The organism is Pseudomonas sp. KD5 (genome assembly GCF_012932895.1).
Taxonomy (GTDB): Bacteria; Pseudomonadota; Gammaproteobacteria; order Pseudomonadales; family Pseudomonadaceae; genus Aquipseudomonas.
This window is the reverse complement of record NZ_JDWJ01000015.1, coordinates 14483-30122: the sequence shown is the minus strand read 5'-3', so window position 1 is coordinate 30122 and position 15640 is coordinate 14483. Positions and strand designations below refer to the sequence as shown.

Below are 15640 nucleotides of genomic sequence, written 5' to 3'. Positions count from 1 at the left end.
AAAGCCACGGCAAAAAAAAACGGCAAAACCTGAAGCGCAGGTTTTGCCGTTTTTTGTGTTTTACAACCGTTTTACACCCGCAACCACCAGGTGTCAGTGGCAGCCGCGATAGTTTCCAGGCTTAGACAGGGACAGTGAACACATCTCCGTTGGCAGTCTGGAAGGACTCAATGGTATTGGAGCCTGCATACCAGTCGGCAAGAATCACCGCGTTGTTCTGGTTGCCGGCATTCCACTCCACGGCATTGAAGATGTAAGCATTGGTACCGTCGGTCTTGATCATTACATCCGCATAGGACTGGATGTTCTGGAGCTGGACGACATCACCGCTCGAACTGCCGTCGTCCTTGATCATCACGCTGGTGGAGGATTGCACTTTGTAGGTATCGCTGCCCTCTCCGCCGTAAGCATAGCCACCGCCGACCAGAATCAAGGTGTCCGAACCGGCGCCACCATGCAGTTGGTATTCAGGGCCCATGCCCACCAGCGAGTCACTGCCGTCGTCACCATAAGCGATGCCGGCGTAAACCGTGATGGTGTCGTTACCGGCATCACCGTGCAGGATGCTGCCAGCATCGTTGTTGGCGCCGAACATGCTGTCATCGCCATTGCCGCCAAACAACCGATCCGCTTCAGCAGGGCCGCTGCGGTCTGGGCCATTGAAGGCATAGGGCTCGTACTTGCCACCATAAATGGAGTCATTGCCGTCGCCGCCATAGACCAGGTCATTGCCCTCACCGCCATAGAGCTCGTTTTGAACGGCGTTGCCGGTCAAGGTGTCATCGAAAGCCGAACCATGCAGGCCTTCGATGTTGACCAGCACATCACCGGTCGCATCGCCGCCGCTCACCGTGCCTGCGAGCATGTCGATTTGTACCGCCGCCGTGCTGCCGATGTACCAGGCCGCGTCGGAAGCCCCCGCCCCGCCATCGATAAAGTCAGCACCCTTGCCACCGATAAACGTCTCGACACCGGCACCACCAATCAATGTGTCGTTGAACGCAGTCCCTTCCCAGTTCTCGATATTGGTGTAGGTGTCCCCTGCCGCAGCCCCGGTCAAAGGCTGGGTAAGGTCCAGCGTGATGGCCGAATTTTCAAAGGCAAAACTGACGGTATCTCGGCCAAAAGCACCATCGAAGTTATTGGCCTGCTCGTTACCCATAAAGGTATCGTCCCTGCCCGACCCGACGATCTTCTCGATGCTGTCGAATGTATCGCCCTTGGCGATAGCCGTATGCTCGCCAGTCTTGAGGTTGACCGTCACGCCGACCGGCCCGATGTCGTTGTAGCTGACAGTATCAATGCCATCTCCACCAATGAAGGTGTCACCGCCATCGCCGCCCATCAGGATGTCGTTGCCGGCCCCGCCGGTGATGACGTTGTCCAGTGCATTACCCCTCGCCTGGAAACTGCCGGTGCCGGTGTAAGTCAAATTCTCGACTCCAGCATTGAGCAGGTAGTAACCCTGGTTGGTGCGCACTTCGTCATTGCCGCCACCTGCCAGTTCGACGATAGCCCCGTAGTTGGCGTTGTTGACAACGTAGACGTCATCCCCCAAGCCGCCCTGCACGGTGAAGCCGGCCGAGTTGCTATTGGTAATGAAGACGTCATTGTTGGACGAACCGACGACCTTCTCGATACCCGAAAAGCTGTCGCCCTCGGCATCGCCGCCGCTCCCGGTGCCCGTTCCGACACCGGAGGCACCAAGTGTCAGGGTCACACCTTGATCGGATTGCGAGTAATCCGCCACGTCGATCGCAGTGCCTGCGCCGCCGTCGAATTTGTCCGCCGCGGCACCGCTCATGAACGTATCGCCATACTGCGAGCCGCGAATCACTTCGATGTCGGTGTAGATATCACCTGCTGCAATACCGCTGTGCACACCGGTCTTGAAGTTGAGCGTCACGCCGACAGTACTGTCGTCATAGCTGACAGTGTCAGTGCCGCTACCGCCGAAGAAACGGTCGGCACCTCCACCGCCCAGCAGGGTATCGTTGCCCACACCAGCAGTGATGATGTTGTCCGAGGCGTTACCGCGACCAGTAAAGTTGCCGGTACCGGTGTAGGTCAGGCGCTCGACATTATTGTTCAGGCTCATGCTGGCGATATTGGTGCGCACTTCATCGTCACCACCATCGACCGCTTCGATGATTACCGCCGTAGCGCTGTTGTTGACGATGTAGAGATCGTTGCCGGCCCCACCCTGCAGGTTGAAATTGCCAATGGTGGTGGAGTTGAACACGTCGTCATAGGCCGAACCGATGACCTTCTCGATGCCCGAGAAACTGTCGCCCTCGGCATCGCCGCCGATCCCGGTGCCCGCCCCGGAACTCAAGGTCAGATTGATGGCCGCAGAGGACAAGGAGTAGTCAACGACGTCCATGTTGTCGGCACTGGTATTACCACCCTCGAACTTGTCAACGCCTGCACTGGCGCCAAAGGTATCGCTGTATTTAGAGCCGCGAATGACTTCGATACCGTCGAAAGTATCGCCGGTGGCAATGCCGGTATGAACGCCGGTTTTAAGGTTAACGGTGACACCTGCGGTGGCGTCGTCATAGCTTACGATGTCGGTCCCTGCGCCACCGATGAAGATATCTGCTCCGGCGCCTCCCAAAAGCAGGTCATTGCCGGCGCCAGCAGTGATGATGTTGTTACTGGCATTACCGGTACCGGTGAAGTTGCCAGTGCCGGTGTAGGTCAGGCGCTCGACCTCTGCGCTCAACGTCATACTGGCCAGGGAGGTACGAACCTCATCGTCACCGCCACCGGCAGTCTCGATCACCGTTTGATAGGCCGGGCCGTTGATGACATAGAGATCATTGCCCGCCCCACCCTGCAACGTGAACGTACCGGCACCAGTGGTAAAGACATCGTCCTGGGCCGAACCGACGATTTTCTCTATGTTGATGTAAGTATCACCCTGAGCGTCACCGCCCTGCCCACTGCCCACGCCAGTGGTGGTCAGGGTGATGTTGACGGCCTGTGCCGACAACGAGTAATCGACCGTGTCGATACCTCCACCGATCGTCCCGCCATCGAAACTGTTAGCCTCGACACCGCTGAAAAACGTATCGCCATTCTGACTGCCGCGGATAACTTCAATGCTGGAGAAAGAATCGCCCGTGGCAACACCAGTGTGCACTCCGGTTTTCAGATTGACCGTGACACCGGAGGTAATGCTGTCCTCGTAACTAACGATGTCGGTCCCGGCACCGCCTATGAACTGGTCGGCACCCGCGCCACCGATGAACAAATCGTTGCCCACACCGCCAGTGATAATGTTGTCCCCGGCGTTGCCACGCCCGGTGAAGTTGGCCGTGCCGGTGTAGGTCAGGCGCTCGACTTCGGCGCTCATTCCCATACTGGCCTGATTGGTACGAATCTCGTCGTCACCGCCGCCGGCCAGCTCACCAACCCCCATCGACCCGGTACCGTTGATGATGTAGACGTCGTTGCCGGCACCACCGTTAAAGGTCACGCTACCAGTGGTCAGGGTGAAGACATCATCGTAGGCCGAGCCGGTGATCCCCTCGATATTGCTGAATGCATCACCTTGAGCATCGCCGCCCACGCCGGTGCCCGCGGTGCCAGCCACAGTCAGGTTGACCGCTTGGGCGGAGGTGGCATAGCTCAGGGTGTCGTAGCCATTGGCACCGTCAAAGGTATCGGCAGCGGTGCCAGCGACAAAGTTATCGCTGTAGCTCGAACCACGGATCACTTCGATGCCACTGAAGGTATCGCCAGCGGCAATACCGGTGTGAACGCCGGTTTTCAGGTTGACCGTCACACCTACACCCGAGACGATGTCCTCATAACTGACGGTGTCGATACCTGCGCCACCAATCAGTTGATCAGCACCTGCACCACCGATCAGCAGGTCATTGCCCGCTCCACCGGTGATGATGTTGTCCCCGGCGTTGCCACGACCGGTGAAGTTGGCCGTACCGGTGTAGGTCAGGCGCTCGACTTCGGCGCTCATTCCCATGCTGGCCTGATTGGTACGAATCTCGTCGTCACCGCCGCCGGCCAGCTCACCAACCCCCATCGACCCGGTACCGTTGATAATGTAGACGTCATTGCCGGCGCCACCGTTAAAGGTCACGTTACCAGTGGTCAGGGTGAAGACGTCATCGTAGGCCGAGCCGGTGATCACTTCGATGTTGCTGAACGCATCACCTTGAGCATCACCGCCCACGCCGGTGCCCGCGGTGCCAGCCACAGTCAGGTTGACCGCTTGAGTGGAAGTGGCATAGCTCAGGGTGTCGTAGCCATTGGCACCGTCAAAGGTATCGGCAGCGGTGCCACCGACAAAGTTGTCGCTGTAGGTTGTGCCACGGATCACTTCGATGCCGTTGAAGGTGTCGCCCTTGGCCAGACCGGTGTGGACACCGGTTTTCAGGTTGACCGTCACACCTACACCCGAGTTGTCATCTTCGTAACTGGCGGTGTCGATGCCTGCGCCACCAATCAGTTGGTCAGCGCCTGCACCACCGATCAGCAGGTCATTGCCCGCTCCACCGGTGATGATGTTGTCCCCGGCGTTGCCACGACCGGTGAAGCTGGCCGTACCGGTGTAGGTCAGGCGCTCGACTTCGGCGCTCATTCCCATGCTGGCCTGATTGGTACGAATCTCGTCGTCGCCACCGCCTGCCAACTCAACGATTCCCAACGAGCCGGTACTGTTGATGATGTAGACGTCGTTGCCGGCGCCGCCATTGAAGGTGATGTTGCCGGCGGTCACGGTAAGGACATCATCGTAGGCCGAGCCGGTGATCACCTCCATGTTGCTGAACACGTCACCTTGGGCATCGCCGCCTGTACCGGTGCCTGCGCCATTTGCCATCGTCACGTTGATCGCCTGGGCAGAGCTGGCGTAGCTCACGGTGTCGTAGCCATTGGCGCCATCAAAGGTATCGGCCGCGGCGCCACTGACAAAGTTGTCGCTGTAGGTCGTACCACGGATCACTTCGATGCCATTGAATGTGTCGCCCATGGCCAGGCCGGTATGGACACCGGTTTTCAGGTTGACGGTGACACCCGCCCCCGAATTGTCGTCTTCGTAACTGGCGGTGTCGATGCCCGCGCCACCCACCAGTTGGTCGGCCCCCGCACCGCCGATGAGGAGATCGTTACCATCTCCACCGTTCAAAATATCGTCGCCTGCCAAACCGCGTATTTGATCATCGCCAGCAGTACCCAACAGCGTATCTGCAGCATTGGTCCCGTAAATTACCGCCATTACATCTTCCTTGTGTGTGTTGGAAAACTACTCTGAAAAAACGCCAGGTAATTCGGGGGCCTTACCCCTCTCTGAACGCACGCTGGGCGTGATCACTGATTGGTTTGAGCAAATAAGAAATGACGCTTCTGGAGCCGGTTTTGATCATCGACTCCACCGGCATGCCCGGCACCAGGGCCAGCCCTTGAAGCTTTGTCAGTTCGCTCTGAGGAATTCTGATGCCCGCGCGGTAGAAGCCAACACCCGTGCGTTCGTCCTGAATCAGATCCGCCGAGAGGCGAACCACGGTGCCGCTCAACTCGGGAGTGGTGCTGCGATTGAAAGCACTCAGGCGCAACGTAGCGTCCTGACCGAGAGACACCTGATCGATGTCCTGCGCATTGATCTTCGCCTCCACCAACAACTCATCATCAGCCGGCACGATCTGCATCAAGCCTTCAGCCGGGGAAATCACCCCGCCCACGGTGTGCACGGCCAATTGCTGTACCCGCCCGGCAATGGGCGAGGTGATGTCGATTCGCTTGAGCTGATCATTGGCGCTGATTTCACGCTCGATCAGCTCGCCCTGGCGTGCGAGTAAGTCGCGCAATTCCTCTGAGACTTCACTGCGAAAGGTCTGATCGACTTGAAGCCGCTGCAGCTCGGTTTCGGCGATCTTGCCCCGCGCTTCTGCAATGGAGGCCATCAGTTGTCCGCGTTCACCGCGCAGTCGGGCGATGCCACGAGCCAGGGCATTAACCCGATCCAGAGTCATCAGGCCTTTGTCGAAGAGCTTTTTGACCGCTTGATATTCCTTGTCGATCAGTTCGATTTCTTCGGACTTGGTTTTCTGCTGGATGTCGTGGCCGACGATGGTTTCGTTGAGTTGCTGAACCCGTTCGCGCAATTGCTTCTTCTGTCCTTCGCGGGACGCACGCCGGTCCAGGAACAATTGCTGTTCGCTGGCCATGACCACGCGCGCCTGATCGGTACTCATGCGTGCGAGCAGTTCTTTCGGCACTGCCACTTCACTGACATTGTCGCGTTCGGCTTCCAGGCGCGCCTGGCGTGCCCACGCTTGATTCAACGACTTGCTCACGATGGCCTGACTGGCCGCTTGCAAGGTGGCATCGAGGCGCAGCAAGACATCTCCCGCCGCTACCTGCTGGCCTTCCTTGACCAGTAACTCGGCGACTACACCGCCGGTGGGGTGCTGGATCTTTTTGACGCTGCCTTCCACTGCGAGGGTGCCGGTGGCAATCACCGCACCGGACAGGTTGGTGCAGATCGCCCAGGTCAGACCGCCGCCGAGCAATACCACCAGCGAGATCACACCCAGGCGCAAGTGGCGGGACAGCGAATGGCTCAAGGTACTTTCTTGATCGTTATGCATCAGTTGGACACTCCCATTTCCACGACATTGGTTGTGGGCCGGGAGGCCGGTGGCGCGGGTTTTCTCAGCACGGATTCTTTAGGCCCGAAGGCAACCTGGGCGCCGTTTTCCAGAATCAGCACTTGATCGATCACTGACAGGATGTTGGTGCGATGGGCGATGACCACAACAATGCCGCCTCGTGCCTTGACCGCCAGGATCGCCCTGGCCAGCGCATGCTCGCCTTCGGCATCGAGGTTGGAATTGGGCTCGTCGAGCACCACCAGAAATGGGTCGCCGAACAACGCTCGTGCCAGGGCAACGCGTTGCCGCTGGCCGGCGGACAGATTGACGCCGCCCTCACCGACCTGGGTTTCGTAGCCCTGGGGTAATTGCAGAATCAACTCGTGAACACCCGCCAGTTGGGCGGCGGCAACAATCGCACTGTCCGCTGCCGATGGGTCCAGCCGTGCGATGTTCTGGGCGACAGTGCCGGTGAACAGGCCCACGCTTTGTGGAAGGTAACCAATCAACTTGCCTCGAGCCTGGTCCGTCAACAGATCGAGGGGCGCGCCATCGAGCCGCACATGTCCGCGCGCGGGGCGCCAGGCATTCACCAGAACGCGGGCTAATGAAGACTTGCCCGAGGCACTCGGCCCCACCACGCCGACAGCCGTGCCAGCCGCCACGGTGAAATTGACGTTTTGCAGCGTCAGCCGCTGGCCACCAGGAGGCGCGGCGAAAATCCCTTCCACCTGCAAATTACGATGAGCCGCCGGCAGTTCAGTCTTGCTCTGCTGATCGGGAAACAGGCTGAAGACTTCCAGCAGTTTCTTCCAGGCGATGTGCGCGCCCAGCAAGCTGCGCCAGGTGGCGATGACTTGCTCGGCGGGCGCCAGCGTACGGGCGACGATGATTGAAGCGGCGACCATCGTCCCGCCACTCAGGTCACCTTTGATCACCAGATAAGCACCGAGGGCCAGCGATCCCGACTGCACGGCCAGGCGCAGGTTTTTCGAGATACCGCCAAAAAAACTGCCAATGTCCACCGAGCGTCTCTGCAAGGTCGTGTACGTGCTGTGGTGGTTTTGCCAAATGGTCGACGCATTGTCGACCATGCCCATGGCTGCCAGCGCTTCGGCGTTCTGGTGGGACTGTTGGCCGTGATGATTGCGTTTGTTCAACGCTTCGGCCGAGGCCTGCATCAACTTGCGGGTTTGTCGGTCGGTCATGATCGTCAAGGCGATCAGGACAATCACCAGCGCAGTGGTCAACCAGCCGAACGACGGGTGGATATAGAAGCAGACGGCCAGATAGACCGGCATCCACGGCAAATCGAAGAAAGCCACTAACCCTGGCCCACCGATGAAGCCACGGATCTGATCCAGCTCTTGCGCCGGTTTCAAGGCATCCCCGGTAATCGGCGTTTTCAACGAGGCGCCGGAAATGACGCTGAAGACTCTGGACGATAACGCCAGATCGAGGGACGAAGCGATTCTGACCATGACCCGGGAACGTACGATGTCCAACAGACCGGACAACGCGTAGACACCAAGCACCAGCAGCCCCAGGGCGACCAGCGTCGGTATGCTTTGGCTGGGAATGACCCGGTCATAGACTTCCAGCATGAACACCGGGCCGATCAGCGCCAGAATATTGATCACCCCGGAAAACACTGCTGCGCCGATCAAACCCTGACGCAATACCGATTTCAGTTGCAGCGCCACGACAGGCGCACTGACGGCTTTATGACTTTTCACTGGTGTTCCATCCCTAGGGTTTTGCATGGCTTCCATGTCGCCGAACGCGTGTTCTGGCTTTATGACGCAGGCCGAAAGAAACTTGACGCGTAACGACCCGCGCTCGCCGAGAGTGCAAGTTCCGCACCAGACAGACCCGACGAACGGTAGAAACCTGCTCGACCGCTTTTCTATCGGGCATAAAAAAACCGACGCCTTGCGGCATCGGTTTTTTAGAGCTATCGAATCACATCAGGTCATCTGAATGATGGTCTGCATGATGGTGCTCTGGGTGGAGATGGTCTTCGCGTTCGCCTGGTAGTTGCTCTGCGCCTTGATCAAATCAACCAGTTCGTTGGTCAGGTTGACGTTGGACTCTTCCAGCGAATTGGAAACTACCGAGCCCAGGGTACCGGTTTTCGGCGCATCGACACCGGCCACGCCGGAAGCGAAGGTCTCTTTCCAACGTGTGCCGCCAATTGGCTGCAGGCCTTGCTCGTTGGCGAAGCTGGCCACCGCCACCTGGCCGATAGCCTTGGTTTGCTGGTTGCTGAAGTTGGCGGTCATAACACCGCTGGCGTCAATAGTCAGGCTGGAGATCTGGCCGGTGGCGTAGCCGTCCTGGTATTGGGCTGTACGGGCGGTTGGCGAGTTATAGGAAGAGACCTTAGTCATGGACACCGCAATACCGGCGGCCGCAGCATCAGCCCCGTTCAAGCCCCAGGTAACAGGTGTTGTATTGGCGTTTGTGATTGCCCCAGGTTTCCATCCCGTCATGGTCAGCGTGCCACCGACGTTAGCAAAACCGGTACTGCCGGTCAGGGTCTTGACCGTGCCGTCCGAGTTGAAAACGATGTCGGCAGTCAGCGGAGTCAGTGTGTTGTTAGCCGGATCGGATGGAGTACGGCCATCCATGTAGGTATACATTTTCCAGGTGTTAGTACCCGTCTTCACGTAGTACTGATCCATGGTGTGTTCGTTGCCCTGGCTGTCATAGACCTTGGTGGAAATGGTCTTGTTATAGCTGTTGGTATCCGTAGGGCTGAACGTAGCCACGGTCGGCGATAATTCCGACGAGTTGAGGTTAAGGGTTTGATCAATTCGGGTCGTCGGATTCGGCTTCAGGCTCGACGTATCGATCTTCAAGTCAGTCAATACACCGTTGACAATCTTGCCGTTGGCATCGACGCCATAACCCTGCAGTCGGTTGCCGTTGTTATCGACCACAAAGTTTTGAGCGTCGGTCTTGAACGCACCGGCACGGGTGTAGCTCAGGGAACCGTTGTCGCTGAGGATGAAGAAGCCGTTGCCCTGAATACCCATGTCCAGCACGTTGCCGGTGTTGTTCACATCACCCTGGCTGAACTGCTGGGAAACGTTGGCCAGGCGTACGCCGTTGCCGATGGTTTTGCTGCCGGTACCCAGGCGAGTGGCCGAGTACACGTCTTCGAATTCTGCACGGGACGATTTGAAACCGGTGGTCGCGACGTTGGCGATGTTGTTGCCGGTCACGTCCAGTTGTTTGTTGGCTGCATAGAGACCGCTAAGGCCGATATTGAAAGACATATTCCACTCCTTTGTGCCGTGTTAGTCGGCTCTATAGACCAATGGTTTGCACTTTGGACAGGGCAACGCTGCCCAGGCCTGCCAGGTTCAGCATCAACTCACCGCCGGTCTGGCTGATGGTCACGCTGTTGACCGTTGCCGGCAGGTAAGTAATCAGTGAGGTGTTCGTGCCATCGATGGTGGTCGTGGCGCCGAAGGTGTAAGTACCCGCCGGTGCCACCGCTCCCGAACTATCCTTGCCGTCCCAAATGAAGCTGGCATTGCCGGCGCTTTGACTGCCCAGGTCGAGGGTGCGGATGACCGTGCCTGCCGAGTTGGTGATCTTGACGGTGGCTGCGGAAACCGATGTCGGGACCACGACGGTACCGTTGAGGCTCTTGGAGGTATCAACCACCGCTTTGTCGGTCTGCGCGATGACCGAGCGGCCCACCAGCGAAGAAGCCTGCAAGGCTTGCGAGGAGTTGTAGTTGCCGGCAATACCGCTGACGGTGTCGTTCAGCGTGGTGATGCCTTCCAGACTACTGAACTGCGCCAACTGGGCTACGAACGCGCTGTTGTCCTGAGGATCGAGCGGGTTCTGGTTTTTCAGCTGGGTGACCAGCAGTTGCAGGAACGCATCCTTGCCCAATGCCTTGCTGCCGGTGGCACTGCTGGTCGCCGCGGAAAGACCATCACTGGTGGTCGTGGTCTTGACCGAAGAGTTGGCCAGGACATCCTTGATGCTTACGCCGCTAGTGGTATCGGTAACACTCATCGAAAGTCGCCCCTTATCACTGACCGAGGGTCAGGACCTTCTGCATCATGGTTTTGGCGGTGTTCATCATTTCTGCGTTGGTCTGGAACGAACGGCTTGCGGAAATCATGTCGGCCATTTCTTCGACGACGTTGACGTTCGGGTAGTAGACGTAGCCCTTGGCATCAGCGGCCGGATGGTTCGGCTCGTAGCGCGCTTCAAGGTTGCTCTGGTCTTCGACCACACCCAGCACTTGCACGCCTTGACCGGCCGCGTCCTGGTTCTGAAACAGCGAATCGCTGCCGCCGCTCTGGCCGCCCTGGAACATGGTGGCGAACACCGGGTGACGGGCGCGGTAGGTCTGGTCGATGCTCGACGAAACGGTCTCGGCGTTGGCGATGTTACTGGCAACGGTGTTCAGGCGAGTGGTCTGGGCACTCATGCCGCTACCGGCAATGTTGAAAACACTGGACAGGGACATGAATTACTCTCCGCGCAGGGCTGACACCAGCCCTTTGAATTTACTGTTGAGCAGGGTGAAGCTGGCCTGGAAGTTGACCGCGTTTTCCGCGTAGTTCGACTGTTCCAGTTGGGCGTCCACGGTGTTCTGGTCGATCGACGGTTGCATCGGCGTGCGATACATCAGCGACTCGTCGCCATTGCCCAGGCCTTCAGCTTCGATGTGACGGCTGTTGGTCATGCTCAAGGCGAACTTGCCGTTTTTGGTTTTCTCGTTCTGCTCGGCGAGCACTTTCGAGAAGTCCAGATCCCGAGCCTTGTAGTTCGGGGTGTCGGCGTTGGCGATGTTGTTGGCCAGGACTTCGGCACGCTGAGCGCGGAAGCCCAGGGCTTGTTCGTGGATACCGAGCGCTTTATCGAAGCTGATGCTCATGTCGGGAAACCTTCGGGTGACCTGATTTTTCGTAACGTGAACATAGCAAGCGGCGTGCCAATTCAAAAAACCCCGTAAACCGGGGCTTTGCGGGCAGTGGTGAGGCGGCAATGCCAGAAAAGCGGCAACCGATTTCCGCCGCCTGCCGCTTTTCTGCCGCTTATCGCCGATCGCCAGAACAACAACTGACCCTGTGGGAGCGAACTGTGGCGAGGGGGCTTGCCCCCGTTTGAGTGCGTAGCACTCACAGGATTTTTGCTACATCAGAGATTTCAGGTCTGCTTCGCAGCCCAACGGGGCGATGCGGCGTTCCGACAAGCCCCCCTCGCCACAGTTCGTTACCACACGGGATTGAGGTGAAGCCGAAGGAATTTGGCAGGCACAAAAAAACGGGAGGCCCTCTCAGGACTCCCGTTTTTTATGCCGTCAACGAATCACTTCGCCTGGTAAATGATCCCCGGGCTGCACTGGACCATCTGGTAATGGTCCGGCAAACCGTTCAGCGCTTCGGACGCGCCAAGGAACAGATAACCGCCCGGCTTGAGCGTGCTGTGAATGCGCAACAGGATGTCTTTCTTCACCTCGGCGGAGAAGTAGATCAGCACGTTGCGGCAGAACACGATGTCGAACTTGCCCAGGCTCGCGTAGCTGTCCAGCAAGTTGAACGAGCGAAACTCCACCCGACTCTTGATTGGTGCCTTGATGGCCCAGCGCCCCGGCCCCTTGGGGTCGAAGTAACGCTGAAGGCGCTCGGGCGACAGACCGCGACCGATGGCCAGGCTGTCGTATTCACCGGTCTTGCAGTTGGTCAGCATGCTGCCGGACAGGTCGGTGGCAACGATCTGCACGCCCATCTTCAACTGGCCCATGTTGACCCGTTCGAACTCATCGATGGACATCGACAGCGAATACGGTTCCTGACCCGACGAACACGCCGCCGACCAGATCCGCAGGCGCTGACCGGGGCTGGCCTTGATCGCTTCAGGCAATACCTTGTTCTTCAAGACTTCAAACGGATAGGTGTCACGAAACCACAGGGTTTCGTTGGTGGTCATGGCATCCACCACCATCTCGCGCAAACCGCTGCGCGGCTGGGTCTGGATGCGCTGAACCAGCTCACCCAACGATTTGATGCCCTGCTGTTCCATCAGTTTGTTGAGACGGCTCGAGACCAGATATTGCTTGTTTTCACCGAGCAAAATGCCACAGGCTTTTTCCAGGAATACCCGGAACTGTTCGAAATCCAAATTACCCGTAGACAAAGATACCGCCTCTTAAATCGTGTTGACCGCCAGGGGCAGAAGGCCTCTAGCTGTTATCTGCTGCTTTGATCCGGTCGACTACCCGGGATGCCAGGTCATCAGGACGGAACTTGGCCAGGAAGTCATCGGCACCGACCTTCTTGACCATCGCCTGATTGAACACACCCGACAACGAAGTATGCAGGATGATATGGAGCTTTTGCATGCGCGGGTCGCTGCGGATCTCGGCCGTCAGGGTGTACCCGTCCATCTCCGGCATCTCGATGTCGGAGATCATCATCAGGAACTCTTCTTCCGGCTTCTTTCCCTCGTCGACCAGCTTGCGCAGGTAATCCAGCGCTTGCCGACCGTCGTTCAACGCCACCACTTCGACACCGATCGTTTGCAGGCAACGGGTCACCTGCTTGCGCGCCACCGACGAGTCGTCGACCGTCAATACGCGCAAAGAGAGCGCCTTGTGCTGGGTTTCAACATCGACCACGCCCACCGAAATCGCTTCCGGCGTCGGCGCCACTTCCGCCAGCACCTTCTCGACGTCGATGATTTCGACTAACTGGTTGTCGACCCGAGTCACAGCCGTCAGGTAGTGATCGCGCCCCGTGCCCTTGGGTGGCGGATGAATCTCCTCCCAGTTCATGTTGACGATGCGCTCCACCGACCGAACCAGGAAACCCTGGGTCTTGGTGTTGTACTCCGTGATGATCACGAAGGGATTGCTCTGGTCCAGCAACCGACCGGCACCGGTCGCCATCGCCAGATCCAGGATCGGAATGGTTGCCCCCCGAATATTCGCCACACCGCACACGACAGGACTGGACTTGGGCATCAGGGTCAGCTTGGGGCATTGCAGCACCTCGCGAACCTTGAACACGTTGATCCCATACAGCTGCTGGCCGTCGAGACGGAACAACAACAGCTCAAGGCGATTCTGCCCTACCAGTTGCGTGCGCTGGTTCACCGAATCCATTACACCAGCCATGCCCAGACTCCTACACCAACGCTAAGTGTGTTGCGACGCACATTCATCACGAAACGGCACGGCGCTTGCTTTTTAACTCTTATGAACACAGAACCGACATTTTTCCGACACCTGACATCAACCTGCCGCAGATTGCTCTGCGCGATGTCGGCCGCTTGCCTGTTCAACGCTGGCAGCCCTGCCCTTGCTGATACGGTTACCTTGCCTGACATGCTTATCGGCGTCACCCAGGGCTTTCTTGAATTCACCGTAGAGGACTATCTGGCCACCAGTCAAACGCAAGGTCGCTACGAAATCCAGGTCAACCAGCTCGATCCGCGCCTGCGCATGCCTATGTGCGACAAGGAATTGACAGCCACCCTCGAGAGCCCGGCAAGGCCTCTGGGACGGGTCACGGTCAAGGTTCGCTGCGATGGCGCCTCGCCCTGGACGGTCTTCGTGCCCGCTCAAGTGAAGCTGTTTCGCGACATTGTGACGACCACTCGTCCGCTCAAGCGCACAGGGATTATCGAACCTCAGGACGTAACCCTGCGCGAGCGTGATATCAGCCTGATAAACCAAGGGTTTCTGACTTCCGTCGATCAGGCGATCGGGCAAAAACTTACCCGACCAATGGTCGCCGATCAGATCATTACGCTGGTGCATCTCGAACAGGCGGAAGTGGTTCGCAAGGGCGACCAGGTGGTGATTACCGCCCGCAGTGGTACGCTCAGTGTGCGCATGCCGGGTGAAGCGCTGTCCAACGGCGGCCTGAGCGAACAGATTCGCGTGAAGAACCTTAACTCCCAGCGGGTCATCAAGGCGCAAGTCACCGCGCCCGGCCAGGTGGAAGTGGCCATGTAAGGGCTCTGTGTTTGTGAAGTGATGGCGCACCGCCTGGCGGTTGCCTAAACTGTGCCGCATGCAGGGCATGCGCTGGCGCATGCAAGCTCATTGATAAATGGGCCTAAAGTTTTTCGGGGAATCGCCGAAAACATGGCAAGCGTCCAAATATCCAGAGGTTTTTTGTCATGGTCATCGATTTCAGTCGTTTAAACAGCTCCTCGTCACTTACGGGCAGTACGCGTACCAGCACCGCTAAGGAAACCGCCGAAGCCGGCCAATCCACGCCGCTGAATACCCCGGCCGAACAGGCCAGTACCACCAAAAGCGGGGAATCGGTACACCTCAGCAATGAGGCTCAACAGTTGCAGAAGGTCACTGACAAGCTGCGCGATCAGCCTGCCGTCGACAACGCCCGCGTGGCCGAGTTGAAAGCAGCGATTGCCGATGGCAGCTATAAAGTCGACAGCAACCGTGTAGCCAGCAAACTGCTCAACTTCGAAGCCCAGCGCTAGGCCACGGCCCGCGCCAGGCTTTTGGACGCTTAAAACCCAAGGCCAGCCATGCACGACACTCATTTACTGCAACTGATCATCGACGACTTTGCCCCGGCGCAACAGCTGCTGGAGCTACTGCAAACCGAGTCCCTCGCCTTGCACGGTCGCGACATGCCACTGCTCGAAGAAATTCTGGCGCATAAACAGGCATTGATCATTCTGCTCGAACAGCATGGCCGCAAGCGCAGTGAAATCCTCGCCAGCCTCAACCTGCCAACCAACCGCCAGGGCCTGGAGCAACTCGCCAGCCAGTCGAGCATTGGCGAACGGTTGCTGGGACAGAGCGACGTGCTGACCGACCTCCTGGCCCAGTGCCAGGCCGCCAATGCCAATAATGGCCAGTCGATTCTGGTGCAGCAGGCCGCCACGGCCAACCAGCTGAAAATCCTCACCGGCGGCGAGCCGCCAGCGCTCTACGATGCCCGCGGATCAACCTCCAAGCTCGCCAAGCCACGCCCGCTCAGTCAGGCTTAAGCCTTTCAATGAGCACGCCCTAT

Annotated in this window: 12 protein-coding genes; 3 read left to right on the top strand and 9 right to left on the bottom strand. The window is 58.3% G+C overall.

The window, feature by feature from the left end; translation table 11 throughout:
• Positions 1–121 precede the first annotated feature (121 nt).
• The 9 genes from AF70_RS26380 to AF70_RS26340 form a co-directional block, all read right to left on the bottom strand.
• The gene (locus AF70_RS26380) at positions 122–5242 is read right to left on the bottom strand and encodes a calcium-binding protein (RefSeq protein WP_169342504.1); all 5121 of its coding nucleotides are present in this window, start codon (positions 5240–5242) and stop codon (positions 122–124) included.
• A gap of 61 nt (positions 5243–5303) precedes the next feature.
• Positions 5304–6614: an HlyD family type I secretion periplasmic adaptor subunit gene (locus tag AF70_RS26375; protein WP_028938895.1), complete on the bottom strand. Its 1311-nt coding sequence runs from the start codon at positions 6612–6614 to the stop codon at positions 5304–5306.
• A complete protein-coding gene (locus AF70_RS26370; RefSeq protein ID WP_028938894.1) occupies positions 6614–8353 on the bottom strand; it encodes a type I secretion system permease/ATPase in 1740 nt (579 codons plus the stop codon). Before AF70_RS26370 ends, AF70_RS26375 begins: the two co-directional genes overlap by 1 nt.
• A 231-nt stretch (positions 8354–8584) precedes the next feature.
• Positions 8585–9898: a flagellar hook protein FlgE gene (gene flgE / locus AF70_RS26365; RefSeq protein ID WP_028938893.1), complete on the bottom strand. Its 1314-nt coding sequence runs from the start codon at positions 9896–9898 to the stop codon at positions 8585–8587.
• A gap of 31 nt (positions 9899–9929) precedes the next feature.
• Positions 9930–10652: a flagellar hook assembly protein FlgD gene (gene flgD / locus AF70_RS26360; RefSeq protein ID WP_019582907.1), complete on the bottom strand. Its 723-nt coding sequence runs from the start codon at positions 10650–10652 to the stop codon at positions 9930–9932.
• A gap of 16 nt (positions 10653–10668) precedes the next feature.
• Positions 10669–11112 carry a flagellar basal body rod protein FlgC gene (flgC, locus tag AF70_RS26355; RefSeq protein WP_007937507.1) on the bottom strand — a complete coding sequence of 148 codons (444 nt, stop codon included), beginning with the start codon at positions 11110–11112 and terminating at the stop codon, positions 10669–10671.
• A 3-nt stretch (positions 11113–11115) separates the two neighbouring features.
• Positions 11116–11523: a flagellar basal body rod protein FlgB gene (flgB, locus tag AF70_RS26350; RefSeq protein WP_007937506.1), complete on the bottom strand. Its 408-nt coding sequence runs from the start codon at positions 11521–11523 to the stop codon at positions 11116–11118.
• A gap of 434 nt (positions 11524–11957) precedes the next feature.
• The gene (cheR, locus tag AF70_RS26345; protein WP_026286437.1) at positions 11958–12785 is read right to left on the bottom strand and encodes a protein-glutamate O-methyltransferase CheR; all 828 of its coding nucleotides are present in this window, start codon (positions 12783–12785) and stop codon (positions 11958–11960) included.
• A gap of 46 nt (positions 12786–12831) precedes the next feature.
• Positions 12832–13764 (bottom strand): chemotaxis protein CheV, encoded by a 933-nt coding sequence (locus tag AF70_RS26340; RefSeq protein WP_019582905.1) that lies wholly within the window; start codon positions 13762–13764, stop codon positions 12832–12834.
• 81 nt (positions 13765–13845) lie between these two features.
• On the opposite strand from AF70_RS26340, the gene flgA reads away from it, so the two are divergent.
• From flgA to AF70_RS26325, 3 genes are all read left to right on the top strand, one after another.
• Positions 13846–14607 carry a flagellar basal body P-ring formation chaperone FlgA gene (gene flgA / locus AF70_RS26335; RefSeq protein WP_019582904.1) on the top strand — a complete coding sequence of 254 codons (762 nt, stop codon included), beginning with the start codon at positions 13846–13848 and terminating at the stop codon, positions 14605–14607.
• A 167-nt stretch (positions 14608–14774) separates the two neighbouring features.
• Positions 14775–15101, top strand: a complete 327-nt coding sequence (flgM, locus tag AF70_RS26330) for a flagellar biosynthesis anti-sigma factor FlgM (protein WP_018926323.1) — start codon at positions 14775–14777, stop codon at positions 15099–15101.
• A 48-nt stretch (positions 15102–15149) separates the two neighbouring features.
• Positions 15150–15617 carry a flagella synthesis protein FlgN gene (locus AF70_RS26325; RefSeq protein WP_018926324.1) on the top strand — a complete coding sequence of 156 codons (468 nt, stop codon included), beginning with the start codon at positions 15150–15152 and terminating at the stop codon, positions 15615–15617.
• Positions 15618–15640 lie beyond the last annotated feature (23 nt).

What these genes read in the sequence shown, in the direction of transcription:
- flgD (WP_019582907.1), bottom strand. Translation starts at nt 10,652, where the DNA reads ATGAGTGTTACCGATACCACTAGCGGCGTAAGCATCAAGGATGTCCTG.
- flgC (WP_007937507.1), bottom strand. Translation starts at nt 11,112, where the DNA reads ATGTCCCTGTCCAGTGTTTTCAACATTGCCGGTAGCGGCATGAGTGCC.
- AF70_RS26380 (WP_169342504.1), bottom strand. Translation starts at nt 5,242, where the DNA reads ATGGCGGTAATTTACGGGACCAATGCTGCAGATACGCTGTTGGGTACT.
- flgE (WP_028938893.1), bottom strand. Translation starts at nt 9,898, where the DNA reads ATGTCTTTCAATATCGGCCTTAGCGGTCTCTATGCAGCCAACAAACAA.
- AF70_RS26325 (WP_018926324.1), top strand. Translation starts at nt 15,150, where the DNA reads ATGCACGACACTCATTTACTGCAACTGATCATCGACGACTTTGCCCCG.
- flgA (WP_019582904.1), top strand. Translation starts at nt 13,846, where the DNA reads ATGAACACAGAACCGACATTTTTCCGACACCTGACATCAACCTGCCGC.
- AF70_RS26375 (WP_028938895.1), bottom strand. Translation starts at nt 6,614, where the DNA reads ATGCATAACGATCAAGAAAGTACCTTGAGCCATTCGCTGTCCCGCCAC.
- flgB (WP_007937506.1), bottom strand. Translation starts at nt 11,523, where the DNA reads ATGAGCATCAGCTTCGATAAAGCGCTCGGTATCCACGAACAAGCCCTG.
- flgM (WP_018926323.1), top strand. Translation starts at nt 14,775, where the DNA reads ATGGTCATCGATTTCAGTCGTTTAAACAGCTCCTCGTCACTTACGGGC.
- AF70_RS26340 (WP_019582905.1), bottom strand. Translation starts at nt 13,764, where the DNA reads ATGGCTGGTGTAATGGATTCGGTGAACCAGCGCACGCAACTGGTAGGG.